Source organism: Ruegeria sp. YTSA072, from assembly GCF_059610285.1.
This window is the reverse complement of record NZ_JBXWNI010000011.1, coordinates 113,117-132,914: the sequence shown is the minus strand read 5'-3', so window position 1 is coordinate 132,914 and position 19,798 is coordinate 113,117. Positions and strand designations below refer to the sequence as shown.

General features: G+C 57.3%; 21 protein-coding genes. 12 read left to right on the top strand and 9 right to left on the bottom strand.

Features of this window, described 5'->3' with window-relative positions; all coding sequences use genetic code 11:
- Positions 1-15: 15 nt before the first annotated feature.
- Complete coding sequence (locus AC2FIB_RS17410) at positions 16-330, bottom strand: hypothetical protein (RefSeq protein WP_496736552.1); 315 nt, start codon at positions 328-330, stop codon at positions 16-18.
- Between the two features lie 203 nt (positions 331-533).
- On the opposite strand from AC2FIB_RS17410, the gene AC2FIB_RS17405 reads away from it, so the two are divergent.
- Positions 534-1,127: an HD domain-containing protein gene (locus AC2FIB_RS17405; protein ID WP_496736554.1), complete on the top strand. Its 594-nt coding sequence runs from the start codon at positions 534-536 to the stop codon at positions 1,125-1,127.
- Here the strand turns inward: AC2FIB_RS17405 and AC2FIB_RS17400 are convergent.
- The 5 genes from AC2FIB_RS17400 to AC2FIB_RS17380 all read right to left on the bottom strand — a co-directional run bounded on the left by AC2FIB_RS17400 (position 1,124) and on the right by AC2FIB_RS17380 (position 4,154).
- Complete coding sequence (locus AC2FIB_RS17400) at positions 1,124-1,495, bottom strand: VOC family protein (RefSeq protein WP_496842508.1); 372 nt, start codon at positions 1,493-1,495, stop codon at positions 1,124-1,126. The two genes, AC2FIB_RS17405 and AC2FIB_RS17400, sit on opposite strands and share 4 nt — an antisense overlap.
- 275 nt (positions 1,496-1,770) lie before the next feature.
- Positions 1,771-2,166, bottom strand: a complete 396-nt coding sequence (locus tag AC2FIB_RS17395; protein WP_496755522.1) for a DUF805 domain-containing protein — start codon at positions 2,164-2,166, stop codon at positions 1,771-1,773.
- Positions 2,167-2,258: 92 nt separating this feature from the next.
- Entirely contained in the window at positions 2,259-2,753 is a 495-nt protein-coding gene (locus AC2FIB_RS17390) for a lactoylglutathione lyase family protein (protein WP_058275168.1), read from the bottom strand.
- Between the two features lie 139 nt (positions 2,754-2,892).
- Positions 2,893-3,447, bottom strand: a complete 555-nt coding sequence (locus AC2FIB_RS17385; protein ID WP_058275167.1) for an ActR/PrrA/RegA family redox response regulator transcription factor — start codon at positions 3,445-3,447, stop codon at positions 2,893-2,895.
- An 86-nt stretch (positions 3,448-3,533) separates the two neighbouring features.
- Complete coding sequence (locus AC2FIB_RS17380; protein WP_058275262.1) at positions 3,534-4,154, bottom strand: SCO family protein; 621 nt, start codon at positions 4,152-4,154, stop codon at positions 3,534-3,536.
- A 92-nt stretch (positions 4,155-4,246) separates the two neighbouring features.
- On the opposite strand from AC2FIB_RS17380, the gene regB reads away from it, so the two are divergent.
- From regB to AC2FIB_RS17330, 10 genes are all read left to right on the top strand, one after another.
- The gene (gene regB / locus AC2FIB_RS17375; protein WP_496697628.1) at positions 4,247-5,644 is read left to right on the top strand and encodes a sensor histidine kinase RegB; all 1,398 of its coding nucleotides are present in this window, start codon (positions 4,247-4,249) and stop codon (positions 5,642-5,644) included.
- 85 nt (positions 5,645-5,729) lie between these two features.
- A complete protein-coding gene (locus tag AC2FIB_RS17370) occupies positions 5,730-7,238 on the top strand; it encodes a PAS-domain containing protein (RefSeq protein ID WP_496736562.1) in 1,509 nt (502 codons plus the stop codon).
- A 41-nt stretch (positions 7,239-7,279) separates the two neighbouring features.
- Complete coding sequence (gene tsaE, locus AC2FIB_RS17365) at positions 7,280-7,753, top strand: tRNA (adenosine(37)-N6)-threonylcarbamoyltransferase complex ATPase subunit type 1 TsaE (RefSeq protein WP_496736563.1); 474 nt, start codon at positions 7,280-7,282, stop codon at positions 7,751-7,753.
- Positions 7,750-8,754: an aminoglycoside phosphotransferase family protein gene (locus tag AC2FIB_RS17360; RefSeq protein ID WP_496736565.1), complete on the top strand. Its 1,005-nt coding sequence runs from the start codon at positions 7,750-7,752 to the stop codon at positions 8,752-8,754. Before tsaE ends, AC2FIB_RS17360 begins: the two co-directional genes overlap by 4 nt.
- On the top strand, positions 8,751-9,437 hold the full coding sequence (locus tag AC2FIB_RS17355) for a nucleotidyltransferase family protein (protein ID WP_496736566.1): 687 nt from the start codon (positions 8,751-8,753) through the stop codon (positions 9,435-9,437). Before AC2FIB_RS17360 ends, AC2FIB_RS17355 begins: the two co-directional genes overlap by 4 nt.
- Positions 9,430-12,357, top strand: coding sequence for a double-strand break repair protein AddB (gene addB / locus AC2FIB_RS17350; RefSeq protein ID WP_496736568.1), 2,928 nt, complete (start codon positions 9,430-9,432; stop codon positions 12,355-12,357). Before AC2FIB_RS17355 ends, addB begins: the two co-directional genes overlap by 8 nt.
- The gene (addA, locus tag AC2FIB_RS17345; protein ID WP_496736570.1) at positions 12,354-15,713 is read left to right on the top strand and encodes a double-strand break repair helicase AddA; all 3,360 of its coding nucleotides are present in this window, start codon (positions 12,354-12,356) and stop codon (positions 15,711-15,713) included. The genes addB and addA overlap by 4 nt, the downstream gene beginning before the upstream one ends.
- Positions 15,714-15,773: 60 nt before the next feature.
- The gene (gene trxA, locus AC2FIB_RS17340; protein WP_170410773.1) at positions 15,774-16,094 is read left to right on the top strand and encodes a thioredoxin; all 321 of its coding nucleotides are present in this window, start codon (positions 15,774-15,776) and stop codon (positions 16,092-16,094) included.
- 90 nt (positions 16,095-16,184) lie between these two features.
- On the top strand, positions 16,185-16,535 hold the full coding sequence (locus AC2FIB_RS17335; RefSeq protein ID WP_058275158.1) for a Lin0512 family protein: 351 nt from the start codon (positions 16,185-16,187) through the stop codon (positions 16,533-16,535).
- Positions 16,532-16,894: a Lin0512 family protein gene (locus AC2FIB_RS17330; protein WP_496736573.1), complete on the top strand. Its 363-nt coding sequence runs from the start codon at positions 16,532-16,534 to the stop codon at positions 16,892-16,894. Before AC2FIB_RS17335 ends, AC2FIB_RS17330 begins: the two co-directional genes overlap by 4 nt.
- A 61-nt stretch (positions 16,895-16,955) precedes the next feature.
- Here AC2FIB_RS17330 and AC2FIB_RS17325 read toward each other — a convergent pair whose 3' ends face one another.
- A complete protein-coding gene (locus tag AC2FIB_RS17325; RefSeq protein WP_496842506.1) occupies positions 16,956-17,150 on the bottom strand; it encodes a DUF1127 domain-containing protein in 195 nt (64 codons plus the stop codon).
- Between the two features lie 196 nt (positions 17,151-17,346).
- Here AC2FIB_RS17325 and hslV point away from each other — a divergent pair, with 196 nt between their 5' ends.
- Positions 17,347-17,898 (top strand): ATP-dependent protease subunit HslV, encoded by a 552-nt coding sequence (gene hslV, locus AC2FIB_RS17320; protein ID WP_058279280.1) that lies wholly within the window; start codon positions 17,347-17,349, stop codon positions 17,896-17,898.
- Here the strand turns inward: hslV and AC2FIB_RS17315 are convergent.
- Together AC2FIB_RS17315 and AC2FIB_RS17310 are read right to left on the bottom strand one after the other, a co-directional pair.
- A complete protein-coding gene (locus AC2FIB_RS17315; RefSeq protein ID WP_496842505.1) occupies positions 17,895-19,136 on the bottom strand; it encodes an MFS transporter in 1,242 nt (413 codons plus the stop codon). The genes hslV and AC2FIB_RS17315 overlap by 4 nt on opposite strands.
- Before the next feature lie 115 nt (positions 19,137-19,251).
- Entirely contained in the window at positions 19,252-19,653 is a 402-nt protein-coding gene (locus AC2FIB_RS17310; protein ID WP_058279372.1) for a DM13 domain-containing protein, read from the bottom strand.
- Positions 19,654-19,798: the final 145 nt, after the last annotated feature.

Genomic DNA, 19,798 nt, shown 5'->3' with positions numbered 1-19,798 from the left:
AACCGTCCGTCTAAATCAACTTGGTTCACCCTTTAGCTCTATCTTTGGTATCGCTTCAAAAAAATCTGTGCCAACGGCGACAATACAACTAATGCCGTTCGCCTGGGTCACCAGAACCGTATAGCTTCCGGTTGCCTTTGAGGTCCAAACCTCCATCACCGCCTGCGCGCCGCGTGTTTTCTGCAATCCGCCAAAGACCAGCTCTTCTGAATAGCTGCTTTGCAGTTTGGCGATCACATCCGCGCGTTGTGCACAGCTTTTGGCGAAGGCAGGCGGTGCGGTGGCGGCCATGCCGAAGGTCAGGGTTATTGCGAATAAACGTTTGAACATAACATGCTCCTTTCGATATGCGTTTCATTTCGAGAGGGCACAACTGAAAGGAGTACGCCCCCCTCAGTCCATATGTCGGGATCGATACGTGCAGGTTCAAAGCACGAAAGCTCAATAAAATGTTGGCAGCATGTGATCCAGACAGGTACATCATAGCACAAAAGCGCGAAGTTAACGTGTCCTAGTTCACAAGGCATGGCAGAATGGCAACACAACCCAGAGCATGGCAGCGCATGCTTTCCGGCCGTAGACTGGATTTACTGGATCCGACGCCCGTGGATATCGAGATTGAAGATATCGCGCACGGTCTGGCCTTTGTGGCGCGCTGGAACGGGCAAACCGCTGGCGATTATGCCTATTCCGTGGCCGAGCACTCCCTTCTGGTTGAAGAGCTTTTTGGCCGGATTGCCCCCAAAGCCCCGGTAAAATGGCGATTGGCCGCGCTGTTACACGATGCGCCAGAATATGTGATCGGAGATATGATCTCTCCGGTCAAATCCGCCGTTGGCCCCGATTACGGCGCGCTGGATGACCGTTTGGCCGCCGCAATCCACATTCGGTTCGGCCTTCCGGCGGAGGTGCCCAAAACAGTGAAACGGCAGATCAAAAAAGCCGACAAGATCAGCGCCTGGATGGAAGCGACTCAGATCGCCGGATTTTCCGAGGCTGAGGCGACAAAGTTCTTTGGTCGGCCAGATAAAGCAGTGATGGAGGGGTTGACGATCACGTTACGCCCGCCGGTTGAGGTGCGGCGGGCGTATATGGAACGTCATATGGCTCTGCTGACGCAGCTTTAGCTGAAGACGTAAAAACACAGCTTATTGCCGTCCAGATCGCGAGCGTAAGCGCCGTAGAACCGATCAGGGACGCGCTGGCCGGGTTCTCCTTCATCTGTAGCACCAAGGCTGATTGCCTTCTCGTAGAGCGCCTTAGCCTCATCCTTGGAGTCAGCTGCAAAAGCAACCATTCCACCATTACCGGTCTCGCAGGCTTCGCCATCGTAGGGTGTGCAAACGGCGAGCATTGGCGCTGAAGGGTCATTGCCGATGAAAGCGATGCGCCCCGCGTCGATCACAACCTTGGCGCCCTTGTCGGCAAACAGTGTCGTATAAAAACTTTTTGCGCGCTCCAAATCCGAAACGCCAATGGTCACATAGCCGATCATTGATTTACTCCATTGTGACGAAAGATGAATTCCCTGCCCGAACCTCGGGCAAAGTGGTACTGGTATCAAGTCACTAAACTGTCAGGACCGGCGCACAATTGCAGACTTTTCCTGGGCCAGGGCATTCAAGGATTTTGGGCGGCCGGACAAAGCGGTGATGGAGGGGTTGGGGATCACGTTGCGCCCGCCGACAGAGGTGCGGCAGACATACACTGAACGGCGCGAAGAACTGCTGTTGAAACTGTAGCCTGAAACGACGACTTTCACCCCTCAAATCAGGGGAAGACGTCGGGTTCTCCAAACTGGTTTGAACCACTCTCACTTGGCTGAATGTAGAAGTACAACAGGACCAGAGTTCCGATTATCGGAATCAAGCCAATCAACAGCCACCAACCAGTTCGTCCGATGTCGTGCAAACGTCTGGCTCCAATCGCCAGATTGGGAAGCAAAAGCCCAAGCGAAACCAAAACGGAAAGCGGTTGTCCGGCGTTCGGCTCAAACACCCCAAATCCGAGCATCGGAGCGATCAAAGCGCCATCAATTATTCGCGTCACCAGAAGAACGAGAAGAACGGCCAGAACCCACCACCAAAACGTCGGGCGCGAAGAACGCCCATTGAAATTGGCGTAGTTTGACAGAGCCCTTCGAAATGCCGTCGTGAGATTGTTCATGCCATCCTCCGCAATTGGACGGCATTCACATATCACTATTTCAAATTATTTAACACGGAAACTACCAGATTGGTGGTCTGCCAACAAACAAGTCACGCGTATGCCCCGGCCGAATAGGTTAGTTCATAAGAATGGCTGTATAGCTCAAATACGTTTCCAAACGGATCTTCCATGTAGACCATGCGATAGGGTTTATCGCCAGGGTAGTATTTGCGAACCTGCTTCATTCGCTGTTTTCCACCAAGCTCTTCGATAATCTTGACCCGCTCTTCAAGGTTGTCGTCCTGAACACAAAAATGGAACAACCCGCGACGCCAATATTCGAACGGCCTCTCTTCTTCGATCGTGTTTGGAAACTCGAAGAGTTCAATACCTATACCATCCCCCATCGAAAGATGAGCAATCCGAAATGAACCCCAGCCTTCTCCAAAAACATCGTCACACATCTGACCTATGGCACTATCGTCATGCAGCACTTCGGTGGGCTCCATAAGCACATAGAGTCCAAATGCCTTAGAATAGAATTCTACCGCTTTTTCCAGGTCTGGAACGGTTACTCCGATGTGTGAAAAGGTTAGTGCAGACATTTTTAGAGACTCCTCGTTCCGCAGCAAACAAGACAAAGGGCATCAGCAACCCTTGCCGATACCCCCGAAATAGTGCGCCTGTTTCTGTCTCCACGTCCAGAGCGAAGCAAAGATCCGCTTTGGTCCGACCTGAAGAGATTTAACGCGGACTGCGCTTCGCTAATATCCGTTGCAATGTCCGGCGGTGCATGTTCAGGCGACGCGCAGTCTCGGAAACATTCCGGTCGCACAGCTCATAGACCCGCTGGATATGCTCCCAACGGACGCGGTCCGCACTCATGGGGTTTTCTGGTGGTGGGGGCAGTTCGTCGCCCTTGGCCAGTAGCGCATTGGTGATGTCCGTGGCGTCGGCGGGTTTCGACAGGTAATCCGTGGCGCCGATCTTGACCGCAGCAACGGCGGTGGCAATCGCACCGTATCCGGTCAGGACCACAACCCGGCTGTCGGGGCGCTTTTCGCGCAAAACTTCGACCACATCCAAACCGTTGCCATCTTCGAGACGCAGGTCAACGACCGCGTAGGCGGGCGGGCGGGCGGTGGAAATGGCGCGGCCTGCGGCGACGGAACCTGCGGTTTCAACCTCGAACCCGCGTTTTTCCATCGCTTTTGCCAGACGTCTCAGAAACGGTTCGTCATCGTCCACCAAAAGCAGCGTTTTATCGGGGCCGATGTCGAGGTCAGAGCTGTCCGCCATATTCTGTTCTTTCCGCTATTTCACGCCTTTGGCTTAAACATGAGTAATAGCAGCGCCATCCCAAAGGTCAAACAACCCGTCGTTTTTTAGATTTTGTCGAGGAAACACCCAACCTTGTCGGCCATCTGCTCGGCGGTGTCGTCCCGGTTGAAGAATTCGATGAACCCATCCTCGGGCGTGACAAGATAGGTAAAGGTCGAGTGGTCTACCAGATAGTACTCATCGCTTTTGTCATGGGCCTTGTAGTAAGTTTTGTAGGCCTTGCTGGCGGCCTTGACCTGCTCAGGCGTGCCGGTCAGCGCGATAGTCTTACCGCCCAGGTTAAAGGCATAATCGGCCATCACTTCGGTCGTATCGCGATCCGGGTCAATTGAAATGAACAAGGGCGTCACGGACTGGCCACGCTCGGCCAGAATGTCCACGGCCTCGGCATTGCGTGACATATCGAACGGGCAGACGTCGGGGCAGAAGGTATAGCCGAAATATACCAGCGTCGGTTCGGTGATAACATCGGTGTCGGTGACCGTTTCGCCCTTGCCGTTGAGCAGTTCAAATGGCCCGCCGATGGCCGCCGTTCCGCCAGCAATCTGACTGGTCCGGCATTGTGCGAACTTGTCATCTGATCCGGCACCGCGCGTCAGCAGCCACATGGCCCCCAGGCCCACGGCAAGAACAACGGTTGCGAGGATGGCATAAAGACGGACCATGACATCAATCCTGACGTAAGAGGGGTTGTTGATCGTTTCGGCCGGGACACCTATCAAGAAGTTCAGCCGATGCAACAGGACATAATCGACCGATGGCAAATTCCAACATCACATTATGGCGCGGTCAGGAACGCAGCAGCTGGATTCGGCTGCGCACCCTGATCCTGTTGCGCTGGGTGGCCATTTTCGGCCAAATCACAGCGATCACCGTCGCGCAGCAAACTTATGACATCCAGCTGGACGCAACGCTTTGTTATCTGGCGATTGGCGTCTCGGTCATGGGGAATCTGACTGCAATTCTGCTGTTTCCCCGCAACAAGCGCCTGTCCGAGTTCGAGAACTTCCTGATGGTGCTGTTCGACCTGCTGCAGCTGACCATTTTGCTGTACCTTACAGGCGGGCTGAACAACCCGTTTGCGCTGTTGCTGGTGGGGCCTGTCACGATTTCCGCGAGCGTCATGAGCACCCGGTCAACCCTGATAATCGGCGGCGTTGCCATTGCCCTGACAACGCTTCTGGCTGAATTCCACCTGCCTTTGCGCACCGCACTTGGGGCGGAACTGGACATTCCAGATATTCTACTGTTCGGAAACTGGGCCGCAATCGTCATCGCAATTGTCTTTCTGGGCGCGTATTCGCATCGCGTCAGCTCAGAGGTGCAGTCTATGTCCGAAGCGCTGGCTGCCACCCACATGGCGCTTGCACGCGAACAGAAGCTGACCGATCTAGGCGGCGTGGTCGCCGCCGCCGCGCATGAGCTGGGCACGCCACTGGCAACGATCAAACTGGCGAGCTCCGAGTTGATTGAGGAATTGGATGACCGGCCCGACCTTATCGAGGACGCCGCCCTGATCCGCGAACAGGCGAACCGTTGCCGCGATATCCTGCGAGACATGGGCCGGGCGGGCAAAGACGACCTGCATCTGCGTCAAGCCCCGCTTTCGACCGTGGTGCATGAAGCCGCCGAGCCGCATATCAACCGAGGCAAGACCGTTCATTTCTTCGAAGGCCCGGCCGAGGATGGCGATGTGCAGCAGCCCTCGATCCTGCGCAAGCCCGAGATCATTCACGGCCTGCGCAACCTGATCCAGAACGCGGTGGATTTTTCGCGCGGAAATGTCTGGGTCGAGGCGGAATGGTCCACCAAACAGATCACCGTCAGCATCATGGATGACGGTCGTGGATATCCGTCGCAGATGATCGGCCGGATCGGCGATCCCTTCATGCGCCGCCGCCGCAGCGAGACCGAAAAAAGGACCCGTCCGGAATATGAAGGCATGGGTCTGGGTCTTTTCATTGCCAAAACGCTGCTTGAACGCAGCGGAGCAGAGCTGGATTTCGCCAACGGATCGGACCCATACCAAACCCTGTCGGATAACCCCGAACGCCGGGGTGCGATCGTCAAGGTGTCATGGCCCCGTAACCTTGTGGATGCGCAAACCGGTGATACGCCTGTGCCTTCGGGTGTAAACCAGCGTTTCCAAACCTGATCTGACACGGGCTAACATTGGTTAAGACCCCGTTAACTATTAAGGTGCATAGTACCGCTTCTTGGTTTCGCGCACCGGAGGGCGCATGGTCGACTGGATCATTCTGGCCATCATCGGCCTTGTTTCCGCAAGTCTTGCTGTGCAGTGGCTGTTGCCCCGCAGGCGGGAACGGGGGGACAACTTTGGGCTGTCCTCACCTGCCTCCTTGTTTGATGCGGCATTCCTGTTTGATAGTGACCGGCTTATCAGTCACTCGGACATCGCGTTGGAAGGGTTCGAGCAGGTCCGTGATTGGGCCGATCTGTGCCGGCTGCTGCACAGGGATTTTCCAACATTCCCCGAAACACCTGATCAGGTCCGGCGTGAAGGCAACCTGGTCATCCCAGCCATCGATTGCACGGTTGAACGCGATGTTCTGTGCGAATGGATAGACGGAATTGTACGCGTTCAGCTGCGCGACCGTACCGATTGCCCCTCGATAACTCAAATCGCATCAAATGATCCAAACCGCCTTGCCATGGAAAAAGCGCCCTACCCTGTCTGGCTGTTGGATCATCAGGGCGATGTGCGCTGGTGCAATGCTGCTTATGTTTCGCTGGTGCGCAAAGTACGGGATCAGGACACGGACCTGACCGCACCATTGTTTCCGGTCCCCGATGCCGACCAACGGCTAAGTGCAAAGGCGCGGGTCTCAATTTCCTCCGAGTTCAGTGAAAACAAGCTGTGGTTCGATCTGACATTGGTAGATCACCCCGAAGGGCACTTGTCTTATGCCGTGGACATTAACGCAATCGTCGAGGCGGAGATGGCGCAGCGCAAATTCGTTCAGACCATGACCAAGACCTTTGCGCAACTGTCCATCGGGCTAGCTATTTTTGACCGTAACCGTCAGCTGGCGTTGTTCAACCCGGCCCTGATCGACCTGACCACCCTGCCCCCGGATTTCCTAAGCTGCCGCCCCAGCCTGTCCAGCTTTTTCGATCGCCTGCGGGATCAGCATATGATGCCGGAACCCAAGAATTATAGAAGCTGGCGCAGTCAGATGAATGACCTTCTCGAAGCGGCAGAAGACGGGAACTATCAAGAAACTTGGTCCCTGCCCTCGGGCTCGGTTTACTCGGTCAGTGGACGCCCGCACCCGGACGGAGCGGTTGCTTTTCTGTTCGAGGACATCACTGCCGAGATCACTCTGACCCGTCGATTCCGGTCAGAAATGGATTTGATGCAATCCATTCTGGACAAACTGGCCGACGCCATCGCGGTCTTCAGTGACGATGGTACACTGGCTTTCACCAATTTCGCCTACCAACAGCTTTGGGGTGATACAGGCGACACAGGCTTTGACGCGGACTCCGTCCTTGAAGTGACCAAAAGCTGGCAGGAGAATTGCACTGCAACGCCGATCCTTGGCGAAATTCGCGATTTTGTGGAGGCGCGGGAAAATCGCGCGGAATGGTCAGGCGTGATCTATCTGCGAAACGGTATTCAAGTGTTGTGCACGGTCAGCCCGATGCAGAACGGGGCCACCATTGTTCGTTTCTCGGTGGATCGGGATGCGCTGATGCGGCAAGAGGCGCAGCAAATCAGCGCCTGAACCGGGTTGCAGCCAACCGGGCGCAAGGCCATTGTGGCGCCATGACCAATTCGCCCTGCATGATCACTTTGAATTCGCCCGAGGATACAGCGGAATTCGCGGCCCGTGTCGGCACAGAACTGAGACCCGGGGACATCTTGTTGCTTGAGGGCGAGATCGGCAGCGGTAAGACCCATTTTGCCCGCAGCCTGATCCAATCGCTGATGATCGAGCCCGAAGATGTGCCTTCGCCGACTTTCACGTTGGTTCAAGCTTATGACACGCCGGCCGGGGAAATCTGGCACTGTGACCTGTACCGCCTGAGCGCGGTTGAAGAGGTTGAGGAACTGGGCCTGACCGAGGCTTTTGAAAGCGCAATCTGCCTGATTGAATGGCCGGATAAATTGGGCCCGCTGACACCGGAGTCTGCGGTGAAGATATCCTTCGAAACAGACCCTAACATGACAGAAGCACGCCATCTGACTCTTTCCTGGTCAGCCCCGAAATGGCCCGTGAAACTAAGGATTCCTGCATGACAAACCGCGCAGTATTGGCCGAAGCGTTGATCGCGCAGACCAAATGGTCAAATGCAAAGCACGCGCCGCTTGCTGGGGATGCCTCGAACCGGCGGTACGAGCGGCTGACCGATCCGGAAACCGGCAAGACGGCCGTGTTGATGGATTCACCTCCGGGCAAAGCGGAAAATGTCAAAGACTTTGCCCGCATGGCCGAATACCTGCGGTCCCTTGGCCTGAGCGCGCCTGAGATCTATGCCGAAGACACGCATTACGGATTCCTGCTGCTCGAAGACCTTGGCGACGACCTCTTCGCGCGCGTGCTCGTGCAGACCCCCAGCATGGAGCGTGCGCTTTATGAGGTTGCAACGGATGTTCTGATCGACCTGCACAACGCGCCAAGCCTGTCTTTGCCATCCTATGATCCGAGTTTGATGACCGAGCTGGCCGCGTTGTCCTTTACCAAATACGCGCAGGCCGTGCAGGGCATGCACGACACCGATGCGCGTAACCGTTTCGAAAACCGGTTCTCGGACATTCTGCACCGGGAAACTTCGGGATCCAAAGTTGTTGTGCTGCGCGATTACCACGCCGAAAACCTGATCTGGTTGCCGGATCGCGACGGGGTTCAGCGCGCCGGTCTGTTGGACTTTCAAACCGCCATGCTGGGCCATCCGGCTTATGACCTGGTATCGTTGTTGCAGGACGTGCGTCGCGATGTGTCACTTGGAACCGAGATGCAAATGCTGAATCGCTATATCGCCGCGACCGGAGTAAATGATCATGACTTCCGCACTGCCTACGCCGTTTTGGGTGCACAGCGAAACCTGCGCATACTTGGCGTATTTGCCCGGCTGGCAACCGAATATGGCAAGCCCAGCTATGTCGATCTGATTCCGGCGACTTGGGCCCATCTGATGCGAGACCTGGAACATCCCGCGCTGGTAACCATCGCCGATCTGCTGCGCGACACCCTGCCCGCGCCCACCCCTGACAATTTGGACAGGCTTCGACAAAAATGACCCAAGACCCCGAAGCCGTCATGCTGTTTGCAGCCGGGTTTGGCACCCGTATGGGCGCGTTGACCCAAAATCGACCCAAACCACTGATCGAGGTCGCCGGCCGGCCTCTGATTGATCACGCGTTGGATCTGGTGAATGACCTGCAACCCAAGCGTATCGTGGCCAACCTGCACTACCTGCCAGATCAGCTTGAGGCACACCTGGCCCCAAAGGGTGTTCTGCTTTCCCATGAAACGTCGGAAATTCTTGAGACCGGCGGTGGCATACGCGCCGCTTTGCCCCTGCTTGGATCGCACCCGGTTTACACCCTGAACCCAGACGCGATCTGGTCAGGACCGAACCCTTTGACGATGCTCCGCGAGGCGTGGAATCCCGATCACATGGACGCGCTGTTGATGTGTGTACCGGTGGATCAGACTGTCGGGCACACGGGCAAAGGCGATTTCACAGCAGATGAGAACGGACGGATCGTGCGTGGCGGAGGCTTGATCTATGGCGGTGCGCAGATCATGAAATCCGAAGGGTTGGTGGATATCCCTGAGAAAGCGTTCTCACTTAACGTGCTATGGGACCGGTTGCAGCAGCAGGATCGTCTGTTTGCCCTCACCTATCCCGGTCGCTGGTGCGATGTCGGCCACCCCGAAGGGATTACTCTCGCCGAGGGGCTGATTGCCAATGTTTGAACGCAGCCCAGTTCCACGTGTTTTTGCCGTTCCGCCCGGTTCGGACTTCCCAAAAATGCTGGTTCAGGGGCTGCAAGATCGTAGTGCAGCGCATCCGCCCGAGATGCTGGCGCGCGTTCAACTGGTCGTCAATACAAGGCGTATGGCCCGGCGCGTCCGCGACCTGTTTGACCAAGGCCCGGCGTGCCTATTGCCGGATCTTTCACTGGTTACCGATCTGGGGGAAAGCGTCGATCTTGCGCAGATACCTCCGGCGATTCCACCGCTGCGGCGCAGGTTAGAGTTGACGCAGTTGATCGCTAAGCTGTTGGAACAACAGCCTGATCTGGCTGCACGGTCTTCACTTTTTGACTTGTCCGACAGCCTAGCCGCGTTGATTGATGAGATGCAGGGCGAAGGTGTTTCGCCCGACGCGATCCGGAATTTGGATGTCAGTGACATGTCCGGGCATTGGGAAAGGGCGCAAAAGTTCATCGGAATTGCCGATCAAATCATAGATTCAGGCCCAGATGCGCTGGATGTTCAGGCCCGGCAGCGGCTTGTGGTGGAAAACCTGATAGAGCGCTGGCAAGTCGCTCCGCCGCAGCATCCGGTTATCCTTGCCGGGTCAACCGGGTCACGCGGAACCACCCTGATGCTGATGGAGGCGGTCGCGCGCCTGCCGCAAGGCGCATTGATCCTGCCAGGGTATGATTTCGATCAGCCCGACCGCGTTTGGCGAGGGTTGGACGATGCGCTGACATCGGAAGATCACCCGCAGTACCGGTTCCGCAAGCTGATGTCACAGCTTGGCTTGGAGCCAGATCAGGTCATGCCTTGGACGGATGATCAACCACCCTCGCCTGCTCGCAACCGCTTGGTTTCGCTGGCTTTACGCCCAGCGCCGATCACGGATGCCTGGATGTCCGAAGGCCCGCAACTGACCGATCTGGATGGCGCCACAAAGGACCTGACTTTGGTCGAGGCCCAATCGCCCCGGTCCGAGGCGCTGGCCATCGCGCTGCGCCTGCGCCAGGCAGCCGAAACCGGCCAAACTGCCGCACTAATCACGCCTGACAGGATGCTGACCCGCCAAGTCAGCGCTGCTTTAGATCGCTGGAACATCCTTCCCGATGACAGCGCTGGTCTACCGCTGCAACTATCGCCGCCCGGCCGGTTTCTGCGTCACGTGGCGGGGCTTTTCGCACGGCGTCTGGATGGCGAGGCATTGCTGACCCTTCTGAAACACCCGCTGTGTCATGATGGTGATGAGCGCGGCGCGCATTTGCTGCACACGCGGGAACTTGAACTAGATTTGCGCCGACATGGCCCGCCTTTCCCGGACAGCGCCAGCCTGACCGCTTTTGCAATCCGCAAAGAAGCGCCCGAGAACTGGGTGCGTTGGCTAAACTCCCATTTCTGCGATCAACAGATCGCAGGCCAACTCCCATTGACGGATTGGGTTGCCAAGCTGCGCGTCTTGGCTGAGGCGATTTCGGCGGGCGCGTCAGGGGAAACAGGCACACTCTGGGACAAGAACGCAGGCCAAAAGGCGCAAGGCGTCCTAAGCGCACTAGAAAAAGAGGCGCAGCACGGCGGCCCGATGACCGCCCATGATTTCGCCGACCTGTTGGGTGCTTTGCTCGCGGGCGAAGAGGTCCGGGATCGCGACGCCCCGCATCCACACATTATGATCTGGGGCACGCTCGAGGCGCGCGTGCAAGGGGCAGATTTGCTTATCTTGGGCGGCCTAAATGAAGGCAGCTGGCCCGAGGCCGCCGCGCCAGACCCCTGGCTGAATCGCCAGATGCGCGACAAGGCCGGGCTTTTGCTGCCCGAACGGCGGATCGGCCTGTCGGCTCATGACTTTCAACAAGCCATCGGCGCGCCCGAGGTCTGGCTGACCCGTGCCAAGCGGTCCGATGACGCAGAAACCGTTCCGTCACGCTGGCTAAACCGCCTGACGAACTTGCTGCACGGCTTGCCGGGGCAGGGCGGGCGTGAGGCACTGTCAGAAATGCGCAACAAAGGCCGGCAATGGCTGCAATGGGCGGAACAGCTTGAAGTCGCGCCGCATATCGAACCGGCAACGCGCCCATCTCCGCGGCCGCCAGTGGCATCGCGCCCAAATCGGCTGAGCGTGACGGAAATCAAACGGCTGATCCGCGATCCTTATGCGATTTACGCCAAACATGTGCTGCGCCTGAATCCGCTGGACCCTTTGGTGCAAGCGCCAGATGCCTTGTTGCGCGGGATCGTGATCCACGAAATTCTGGAACATTTCGTCAAAGACAGTGTTCTGGACACCGCCTTATTGACCCGCGAAAACTTTTTGAAACGCGCGGAAACTTTGTTGGATCAGCATGTTGCGTGGCCCACAGCGCGTAAATTGTGGCTGGCGCGTTTGGAACGCATCGCGGATGATTTTCTGGCCGCTGAAATCGCGCGGCGAGGGGACGGAGGGCCAGTCGCCTTTGAGGCGGCGGTGAAGCTTTTGCTAACGCCTCTGGATTTCACCATCGTGGGGCGCGCCGACAGGATAGATCGCAACAAGCGCGGTGCATTACGGATAGTTGACTACAAGACAGGGGCGCCCCCAACGGAAAGCCAGCAATCCAAGTTCGACAAACAGTTGCTTATCGAAGCCGCGATGGCCGAAGAGGGTGGTATCGACGGTTTCGACCCTTCTCCCGTGGCCGAGGCGATTTTCATTGGTATGGGCGGCACTTACAAAGAAGTACCCGCACCGCTGGTGAAAGAGCCGCCAGACAAGGTTCTGGCCGAGCTAAAAGAGTTGGTTTCTGCCTATTTAGAGCCTGATCAAGGGTTTTCATCCCGTCGAATGTTGCACAAGGATTCAGATGTGGGTGACTACGATCAACTGGCCCGGTACGGGGAATGGGACCGCACTGATGACACAACGCCTGAGGACCTGACATGAGCGCTCGCAACGACGCAACCGAGCGGCAGGTACAGGCCGCGCGGCCCGACGCCTCGACCTGGTTGGCGGCCAATGCAGGCTCAGGAAAAACGCGGGTTCTGACAGATCGGGTGGCCCGATTGCTGTTGGGCGGCGTGCAGCCACAGCACATCCTCTGCCTCACCTACACCAAGGCCGCCGCCAGTGAGATGCAGAACCGGTTGTTTGATCGCCTCGGACAATGGGCAATGAAGGATGATGCCGGTCTGATGTCCCAACTGACCGATCTGGGCGTACCCGGCGAGATCGACTCAGACAGGCTCGCACAGGCCAGAACCCTATTTGCGCGCGCCATCGAAACACCCGGTGGCCTGAAGATCCAGACGATCCACTCGTTCTGCGCTTCACTGCTACGGCGTTTCCCGCTTGAAGCCGGGGTCAGCCCGCAATTTTCAGAGATGGAGGACCGCGCGGCGGCCCTTTTGCGTGAAGAGATTGTCGAAGATTTCGCCGCAGGTCCCCAAGCCAATTTGATCGAAGACGTCGCGCGGTTTGTCACCGATACTGGGTTCGACAAACTCACCGCGGCCATCACCCAGAAACGCAACCTGTTTGCGCAGCCGCTGGAATGGGCCGATGTGCTGCAGCAGTTTGAACTGGCCAACGGATTCGATGAAGACGCTTTGATAGGATGTGTGTTTTTGGGCGGCGAAGTGGAATTGATCCGGTCGATCCTGCCGGCGCTTTCTGAAAGCGGCGGCAATAACGCCAAGGCGGCCGATAAGCTGGCAGCGTTTACCGAGGCTCGCGTCAGCAGCCTGCCAATTCTGGAAAGTGTATTTCTGACCGGAAAATCCGCCAAAGAACCCTTTACGGCCAAAATCAACAGTTTCCCCACCAAAGCTCTGCGAGAAGACGTGCTGGTGGGCCAGATGCCCCAGCTCGAAGCGTTGATGCTGCGGGTCGAGGCCGCGCGCGAACATCGGCTGGCCCTGGTGGCCGCGCGCAAGACAATGGTGCTGCACCGCTTCGCTGCGGCGTTTTTGCCGGAATATGAGCGGCGCAAGCAACTACGCGGCTGGTTGGACTTTGACGACCTGATCCTACGCGCGCGGCAGGTGCTGAATGATCCGGCGGTTGCCGAATGGGTGTTGTACCGGCTGGATGGCGGCATCGACCACATTCTGGTGGACGAAGCGCAGGATACCAGTCCCGATCAGTGGGATGTGGTCGAAAAACTAGCGCAGGAATTTACCAGCGGGGAAGGGGCCCGGTCCGGAGTTGAGCGCACAATTTTTGTGGTCGGTGACAAAAAGCAGTCGATCTATTCGTTTCAGGGTGCCGATCCGCAGGCATTCGATCTGATGCAAGCTGAGTTTGGGCGAAAACTCTTGGAATCAGGCTCTAAACTGTGGGATTCCACGTTAGAATACTCATTCCGATCCTCCAGTGCGATCTTGTCCTTGGTCGACATCCTGTTTGAAAACCGCGTTGAGGCCGGGTTTCATAAGGAAAGCCAACACCGCGCGTTCAAGGCGGATCTGCCCGGCCGCGTGGACTTGTGGCCCGTGGTTGAAAAGGTCGAAGACGATGACGATACCGACTGGACCGATCCGGTAGATCGGCCTGGCGCACGGCATCACACCGTCATTCTGGCCGAAAAAGTGGCGCATTCGATCAAGGCAATGATCGAACAGGGTGAGACGATCCCTGAGGATGGCGAAACGCCCGGCACGTTTGTGCGGCGTAAAGTTCAGCCGGGGGATTTCCTGATCCTCGTTCAGCGCCGCTCGGACCTGTTTGCCGAGATCATCCGCGCCTGCAAAGCCGCTGAACTGCCGATCGCTGGAGCAGACCGGCTTAAGGTCGGCGCGGAATTGGCGGTCAAAGACCTGGCCGCGCTGTTAAGCTTTCTGGCCACGCCTGAGGATAGCCTGTCGCTTGCCACGGTTTTGAAATCGCCCCTGTTCGGGTGGGGCGAACAACAGTTGTTCGACTTGGCACATCGGCGCAAAGAACAGTTCCTTTGGGCGGCTCTACGTCAACGCGCCGATGAGTACCCTGAAACACTGGCCGTTCTGCACGACCTGCGCGGGCAGATCGACTTTCTGCGCCCCTACGACCTGATCGAACGCATCCTGACCCGCCATGATGGCCGTCGTAAACTGCTGGGCAGGCTGGGCGCCGAGGCTGAAGACGGGATCAACGCGTTGCTGTCGCAGGCGCTGGCCTATGAACGCACAGATATCCCCAGCCTGACCGGATTTCTGGTGTGGATGCAGACCGACGATCTGGAAATCAAACGGCAGATGAGCGGTGTGGGCAACATGATCCGAGTGATGACCGTACATGGCTCCAAGGGGTTGGAGGCGCCGATTGTGATCCTGCCGGATACGGGTAAACGGCAAGCTCCGCGCGATGCCGAGATCATGGTGGCCGAGGGCACACCACTTTGGAAAGTTCCGGCTGACGCGTCCCCGGCGTTGATTGCGCGCGCGCGCGCCGAGGCCCGAACGCGGGAAGAAAATGAGCGGCTTCGCTTGCTCTATGTGGCTCTAACTCGGGCTGAAAAGTGGTTGATCGTGGCGGCTGCCGGCGATGTCGGCAAGGATGGGACCAGCTGGTATCAAATGGTTCAAGCCGCGATGGAACGGGCAGGGGCGGTGGCGCTGCCCGGCTCAGAAACGCTGCGATTGTCACATGGTGATTGGAACGCATCGCCAATTATCGAGTCCGCAGAGACCTTAACTGCCGTGACGGACCTGCCAGCCCCGTTCCTGTCGCCCGCCACACAACCAGAGCCTGAAGCGGAAACGCTCAGCCCTTCCGATTTGGGCGGCGCCAAGGCTTTGCCCGGCGATGCAGGTCAGGACGAAGAGGCGGCAAAGCTGCGCGGCACGCGGTTGCACCTACTGCTGGAACACTTGCCTTCGATTGCGCGGGAAGACTGGCCGCAAGTTTGCGCACGGGTTCTGCCCGATATGCAGGACGCGGAACGGCAAGAGCTGCTGGACGAGGCATGCGACGTTTTGACTGCGGCGCATCTTCGGCCTGTCTTTGCCGCCGGCGCCTTGGCTGAGGTGCCCGTGACAGCCGACCTGAACGGACGCCGCATGCACGGGGTGATCGATCGATTGATCGTCACCGATACCGAGGTTCAGGTCATTGATTTCAAAACAAATGCAACGGTTCCCAACAGTGTTGAGACATGCCCAGAGGGGCTTTTGCGACAGATGGGGGCGTATGCCAACGCCTTGTCGCAGGTCTATCCGGACCACGAAATCCGCACTGCGATCCTATGGACCAGGACGGCTGATCTGATGTGGTTGCCACACGATCTTGTGACGCACGCCCTGTCACGCACCCAGATATCTTGACCTTGGATTAACGGGCCCCTACGTTCAGTTCCCGAGTTTACCCCATTCAGGAGACAGAATATGTCGACCGTTGCCGTTACCGACGATACCTTTGACGCCGAAGTCAAAAACTCCGATGTCCCCGTTGTGGTGGATTTCTGGGCCGAATGGTGCGGCCCCTGTAAACAGATCGGCCCCGCTCTGGAAGAGCTGGCCAACGAATACGGCGGCAAGGTGAAAATCGCCAAGGTGGACGTGGACAGCAACCCGAACTCAGCGGCTGCCATGGGCGTGCGCGGCATTCCGGCGCTGTTCATCTTCAAGGACGGTCAGGTTGTGTCGAACCGCGCCGGTGCAGCACCCAAGGCCGCACTGCAAAGCTGGATCGACGAATCCATCTGATCCGATGTGATCGGTTTTGATCAAGGGCGTCCGAGTTTGGGCGCCCTTTTTTGTGACTGGCTCAATTGGGCCATCAAACAGGGAAAGCAAATGGCAAAAACACGGGTTCTGGTGGAATTCGGGATGGGCACATCCCTGCGGCGCGAGGATTATACCGAGGCCGCCCTGCGGGCGATCAAGGATGCGCTGTGGCATAACTCGGTGAACATGGCCGAGCTGTTCGGGTTTCCGAAAGAGGCGATGATCATCGACGCCGAGGTGGGTGTGCAGCAGCCTGACAAGGTCGATACCGATATGCTGAAGGCGATCTTTCCGTACGGCCAGCCTAACATCACAGTAACGCAGGGTGGTCTGGATATCGATAAGCCCCACATCGATGGCCGCACTGTGATCGCCAACGCGGCGGTCATCGTCTCATTCGATATGGAGCCCGCCCAATGACCGAGAAGCGTATTATTCTGGAAATGGGCACCGGCAACGATCTGTACGGTCAGGATTACACCAAAGCCGCCTGTCGCGCCGTGCAGGACGCGCTGCATCATTCGTCGATCACGCTGTTTTCCAAGCTTGGAATCGATCACAAGGAGATGCGGGTTCAGGTGACCATCGCCGTTCAACAACCTGATAAGGTTGACTGTGACAAGGTCGTCGCCGATCTGCCAAGGGGCCGCGCCGAAGTGCGGGCCGTCAAGGGTGGGTTGGATGTTGTGGATGGCGCCGCTGGCACGCGCCATGTCATCGCCACTGCCGCGATCGAGGCGTATTTGCCGGATCAGGCTGGTAAATACGTGCAAAGCTGACAAAGAAAAAGCCGCTCGGATACCCGGGCGGCTGCTTCAAATTCTGGTTCTGATTGCGGGATCAGATTTTTGCGATGTCCGCACGCACCAGACCGATGTCTTCCAGCTGTGCGTTGGTCAGACCCGACAGGATCTTGCGTGTCTTGCGGCTTTCGTTCCACTCAACAGCGGAGTCGAAGACATTGATGAATGCATCCACTACGTGCAGGATGGTAGCTGCTCCGAGTGGGGCATGGATGTTTGCAGTTGTTGCCATGTTCCCAGTCCTTATATCTGAAACAGCCGACCCGTTGTCGGTTGTGAGCCTCATGTAGTCCCACGGGCGGGGACTCACAATTGCTGGTCTGGTAACCCCGGTTTGCGTTTTGTGCATATCTTTTGGAAGTTGTGCAACGGGTTGCGCCGATCCCGCGCCCGGCCCATATATAGCGACTGAGAACACGGAGGCTTTCATGGCGGACAGCGATTTTCCCGGATGGCACGGGACCACGATCATTGGTGTCAAAAAAGACGGGCAAGTCGTTATTGCCGGGGACGGACAGGTCAGCCTGGGCCAGACCGTGATCAAAGGCACTGCGCGCAAAGTGCGTCGTCTGTCGCCGGGCGGGTTTGAAGTTGTCGCCGGATTTGCCGGTTCGACCGCTGATGCATTTACGCTGCTTGAACGGCTTGAGGCGAAACTGGAAGCGACACCCGGTCAACTAGCCCGTGCCTCGGTCGAGCTGGCCAAGGACTGGCGCACCGACAAGTACCTGCAAAAACTTGAGGCAATGCTGATCGTCACCGACGGCAAAGACCTGTTGGTTATCACCGGAGCAGGGGATGTGCTGGAACCCGAACACAACGTGGCCGCCATAGGATCAGGTGGAAACTTTGCCCTGGCCGCTGCGCGAGCAATGATGGGCAGCGATAAACCCGCCGAAGAGGTCGCGCGTGAAGCCATGGCGATTGCCGCAGACATCTGCGTCTATACCAATGGCAATCTGACGGTTGAGACGATCTAGGCCAACAGCGCCGAGATTTCTTTCCCCTTCCAGCGCCGGTACATGCCGACCAGCCCAAGCAGGGCGGTTGCGATGACGATGTAATAGGGCAGGCGGATGTCGATGCTCATCAACCCGCCGCCGACCAGCGACATGACACCACCGGCAAGGCAGAAGACCGCCGTCGTGACGCCCATGACCCAACCCTGATCCGCTTCGCCAACGCTGGACGAAAACAAACCCAGCAGGGTCGGGTAGGCGACGCCAAAGAAGAAATAGAAGAAGAAGACCGGAACGTAGCTCAGAACACCGCTGGGGCTGAAGGCGAAGCCAAAGCCGCAGATCACCATCACCACCAATGAGGTGTGTATGATGGAATGCTTGCTGAACCTCTCTTGCGCTGGTTTCACGAGGAATGTGCTGGAAAACGCCAAGGCAAAGCCGATGACCACCATTGCCATGCTGCCGCCGATCACGCCGTAGCCCCATGCACTGGTCAGGAAATTATCGACGAAGACGTAGAACGTGACATTGGCAATCATGAACAGCGCATAGACGGGCAGAATTTTCAGAACCAACGGGTGTTCACGTACCGCGATCAGACTGTCGGTGATATCACGTGGACGAAATACGAAAGCCGCGCGTTCCGTGCGGGTGTCCTTGAAGTAGACGCTCACCAGGAAGATGGCGATCAACACCAGAACAAATGCGCCATAGAACGGCATCTTGAGCGTTGCGTAGCTGCCGAGAATTGCTGCGTCAGACAGAACAGCGCCTATAATCGGACCGCCGACCAGACCAAAGCTGACGCCGGTGATGATATACCCCATATTGCGGTCGCGGTCGGCGGCATCGGTGCTGCCGTCGATCATCGCTGCTTGCGCAATAGGCTGATTGCCCGCCGTAAAGCCGGTGATCGACCGGCCAACGATCAGCAGAAGCAAACTGTTAAGGTAGAGTGCCGTGATGGTGATGGCATAACCGGCCAGCGCGCCGCCTAAACACACCAGCAATGCATTCTTACGCCCGATGGAGTCCGAGACCTTTGAGACATAGACCACACCCAAAAACCAGGACAGAAAGAAACACCCGATCACCAGCCCATAATAGAAATGGCGCTGACCCATAGATGTGCTTTCCGACAGAAACCCGGATTTTGTTTCCATGATCAGAGAGTTGATGATGGGAAAGACCAGCCCTTGTCCGATCAGATCCACGAATACCACGAACAATAACGTAATCTTGGCAATCTTCGTCATGATACACACCTTGGAACTGGTTCCTTGAGGTGAGTGTAACAGACAGGCGCTATGGCACCTAACGCCTTGTCAGAGGCCGGTATTTACCGGCCTCCGGGCGCAATTCGTCGTTCGGTTACGAAAGCGCTGCAACACCCAGCGGAACGCCGGCGACGTCACACCAGATGTAAACTTCGTTATAGCCCGAGATATCCATGGTCGGCGGTACCGCATAAGACTGCTTGCCCTTCAGGTTCAGCAGCGCGCCCAGTTTCGAGTTCGGGTCATAGGTGCCGTCCTTGCCGAAGGCCACGCGCGGGTCGGGACCGTTATCCAGCGAAAAGTCATCGCCCAGTTCAACGATATAGCGCTCACCGTCCTTGACCACTTTGACCGAACCGGTGGTGATATGTTTCGAGCGGCCCTCGAATGTACCCTTTTTCTTGGCACCGCCGGCGGCAGCGACATTGGCACTGGCCAAAGTCAGGGCGGCGCCTGTTGCAGCGGCATTCAAAAAGAGCGAACGACGAGTCATCATGATGTGGGTCTCCATTTCAAAGTGCAGGCGAACTTGCCCGTCGCCGCAGACTATGCGCAGCAATTTTCTGTCTGGCGATTCACAACACCACGATTTTCCGTGTTCAGACCGTGTGTTGGCGTGAGTTTTTCGTGATCAGCTTGTG

What these genes read in the sequence shown, in the direction of transcription:
- tsaE (WP_496736563.1), top strand. Translation starts at nt 7,280, where the DNA reads ATGACCAATTCGCCCTGCATGATCACTTTGAATTCGCCCGAGGATACA.
- AC2FIB_RS17405 (WP_496736554.1), top strand. Translation starts at nt 534, where the DNA reads ATGGCAACACAACCCAGAGCATGGCAGCGCATGCTTTCCGGCCGTAGA.
- addB (WP_496736568.1), top strand. Translation starts at nt 9,430, where the DNA reads ATGTTTGAACGCAGCCCAGTTCCACGTGTTTTTGCCGTTCCGCCCGGT.
- AC2FIB_RS17385 (WP_058275167.1), bottom strand. Translation starts at nt 3,447, where the DNA reads ATGGCGGACAGCTCTGACCTCGACATCGGCCCCGATAAAACGCTGCTT.
- addA (WP_496736570.1), top strand. Translation starts at nt 12,354, where the DNA reads ATGAGCGCTCGCAACGACGCAACCGAGCGGCAGGTACAGGCCGCGCGG.
- AC2FIB_RS17395 (WP_496755522.1), bottom strand. Translation starts at nt 2,166, where the DNA reads ATGAACAATCTCACGACGGCATTTCGAAGGGCTCTGTCAAACTACGCC.
- hslV (WP_058279280.1), top strand. Translation starts at nt 17,347, where the DNA reads ATGGCGGACAGCGATTTTCCCGGATGGCACGGGACCACGATCATTGGT.
- AC2FIB_RS17330 (WP_496736573.1), top strand. Translation starts at nt 16,532, where the DNA reads ATGACCGAGAAGCGTATTATTCTGGAAATGGGCACCGGCAACGATCTG.
- AC2FIB_RS17370 (WP_496736562.1), top strand. Translation starts at nt 5,730, where the DNA reads ATGGTCGACTGGATCATTCTGGCCATCATCGGCCTTGTTTCCGCAAGT.
- AC2FIB_RS17335 (WP_058275158.1), top strand. Translation starts at nt 16,185, where the DNA reads ATGGCAAAAACACGGGTTCTGGTGGAATTCGGGATGGGCACATCCCTG.
- regB (WP_496697628.1), top strand. Translation starts at nt 4,247, where the DNA reads ATGGCAAATTCCAACATCACATTATGGCGCGGTCAGGAACGCAGCAGC.
- AC2FIB_RS17400 (WP_496842508.1), bottom strand. Translation starts at nt 1,495, where the DNA reads ATGATCGGCTATGTGACCATTGGCGTTTCGGATTTGGAGCGCGCAAAA.
- trxA (WP_170410773.1), top strand. Translation starts at nt 15,774, where the DNA reads ATGTCGACCGTTGCCGTTACCGACGATACCTTTGACGCCGAAGTCAAA.
- AC2FIB_RS17380 (WP_058275262.1), bottom strand. Translation starts at nt 4,154, where the DNA reads ATGGTCCGTCTTTATGCCATCCTCGCAACCGTTGTTCTTGCCGTGGGC.
- AC2FIB_RS17390 (WP_058275168.1), bottom strand. Translation starts at nt 2,753, where the DNA reads ATGTCTGCACTAACCTTTTCACACATCGGAGTAACCGTTCCAGACCTG.
- AC2FIB_RS17325 (WP_496842506.1), bottom strand. Translation starts at nt 17,150, where the DNA reads ATGGCAACAACTGCAAACATCCATGCCCCACTCGGAGCAGCTACCATC.
- AC2FIB_RS17360 (WP_496736565.1), top strand. Translation starts at nt 7,750, where the DNA reads ATGACAAACCGCGCAGTATTGGCCGAAGCGTTGATCGCGCAGACCAAA.
- AC2FIB_RS17310 (WP_058279372.1), bottom strand. Translation starts at nt 19,653, where the DNA reads ATGATGACTCGTCGTTCGCTCTTTTTGAATGCCGCTGCAACAGGCGCC.
- AC2FIB_RS17355 (WP_496736566.1), top strand. Translation starts at nt 8,751, where the DNA reads ATGACCCAAGACCCCGAAGCCGTCATGCTGTTTGCAGCCGGGTTTGGC.
- AC2FIB_RS17410 (WP_496736552.1), bottom strand. Translation starts at nt 330, where the DNA reads ATGTTCAAACGTTTATTCGCAATAACCCTGACCTTCGGCATGGCCGCC.
- AC2FIB_RS17315 (WP_496842505.1), bottom strand. Translation starts at nt 19,136, where the DNA reads ATGACGAAGATTGCCAAGATTACGTTATTGTTCGTGGTATTCGTGGAT.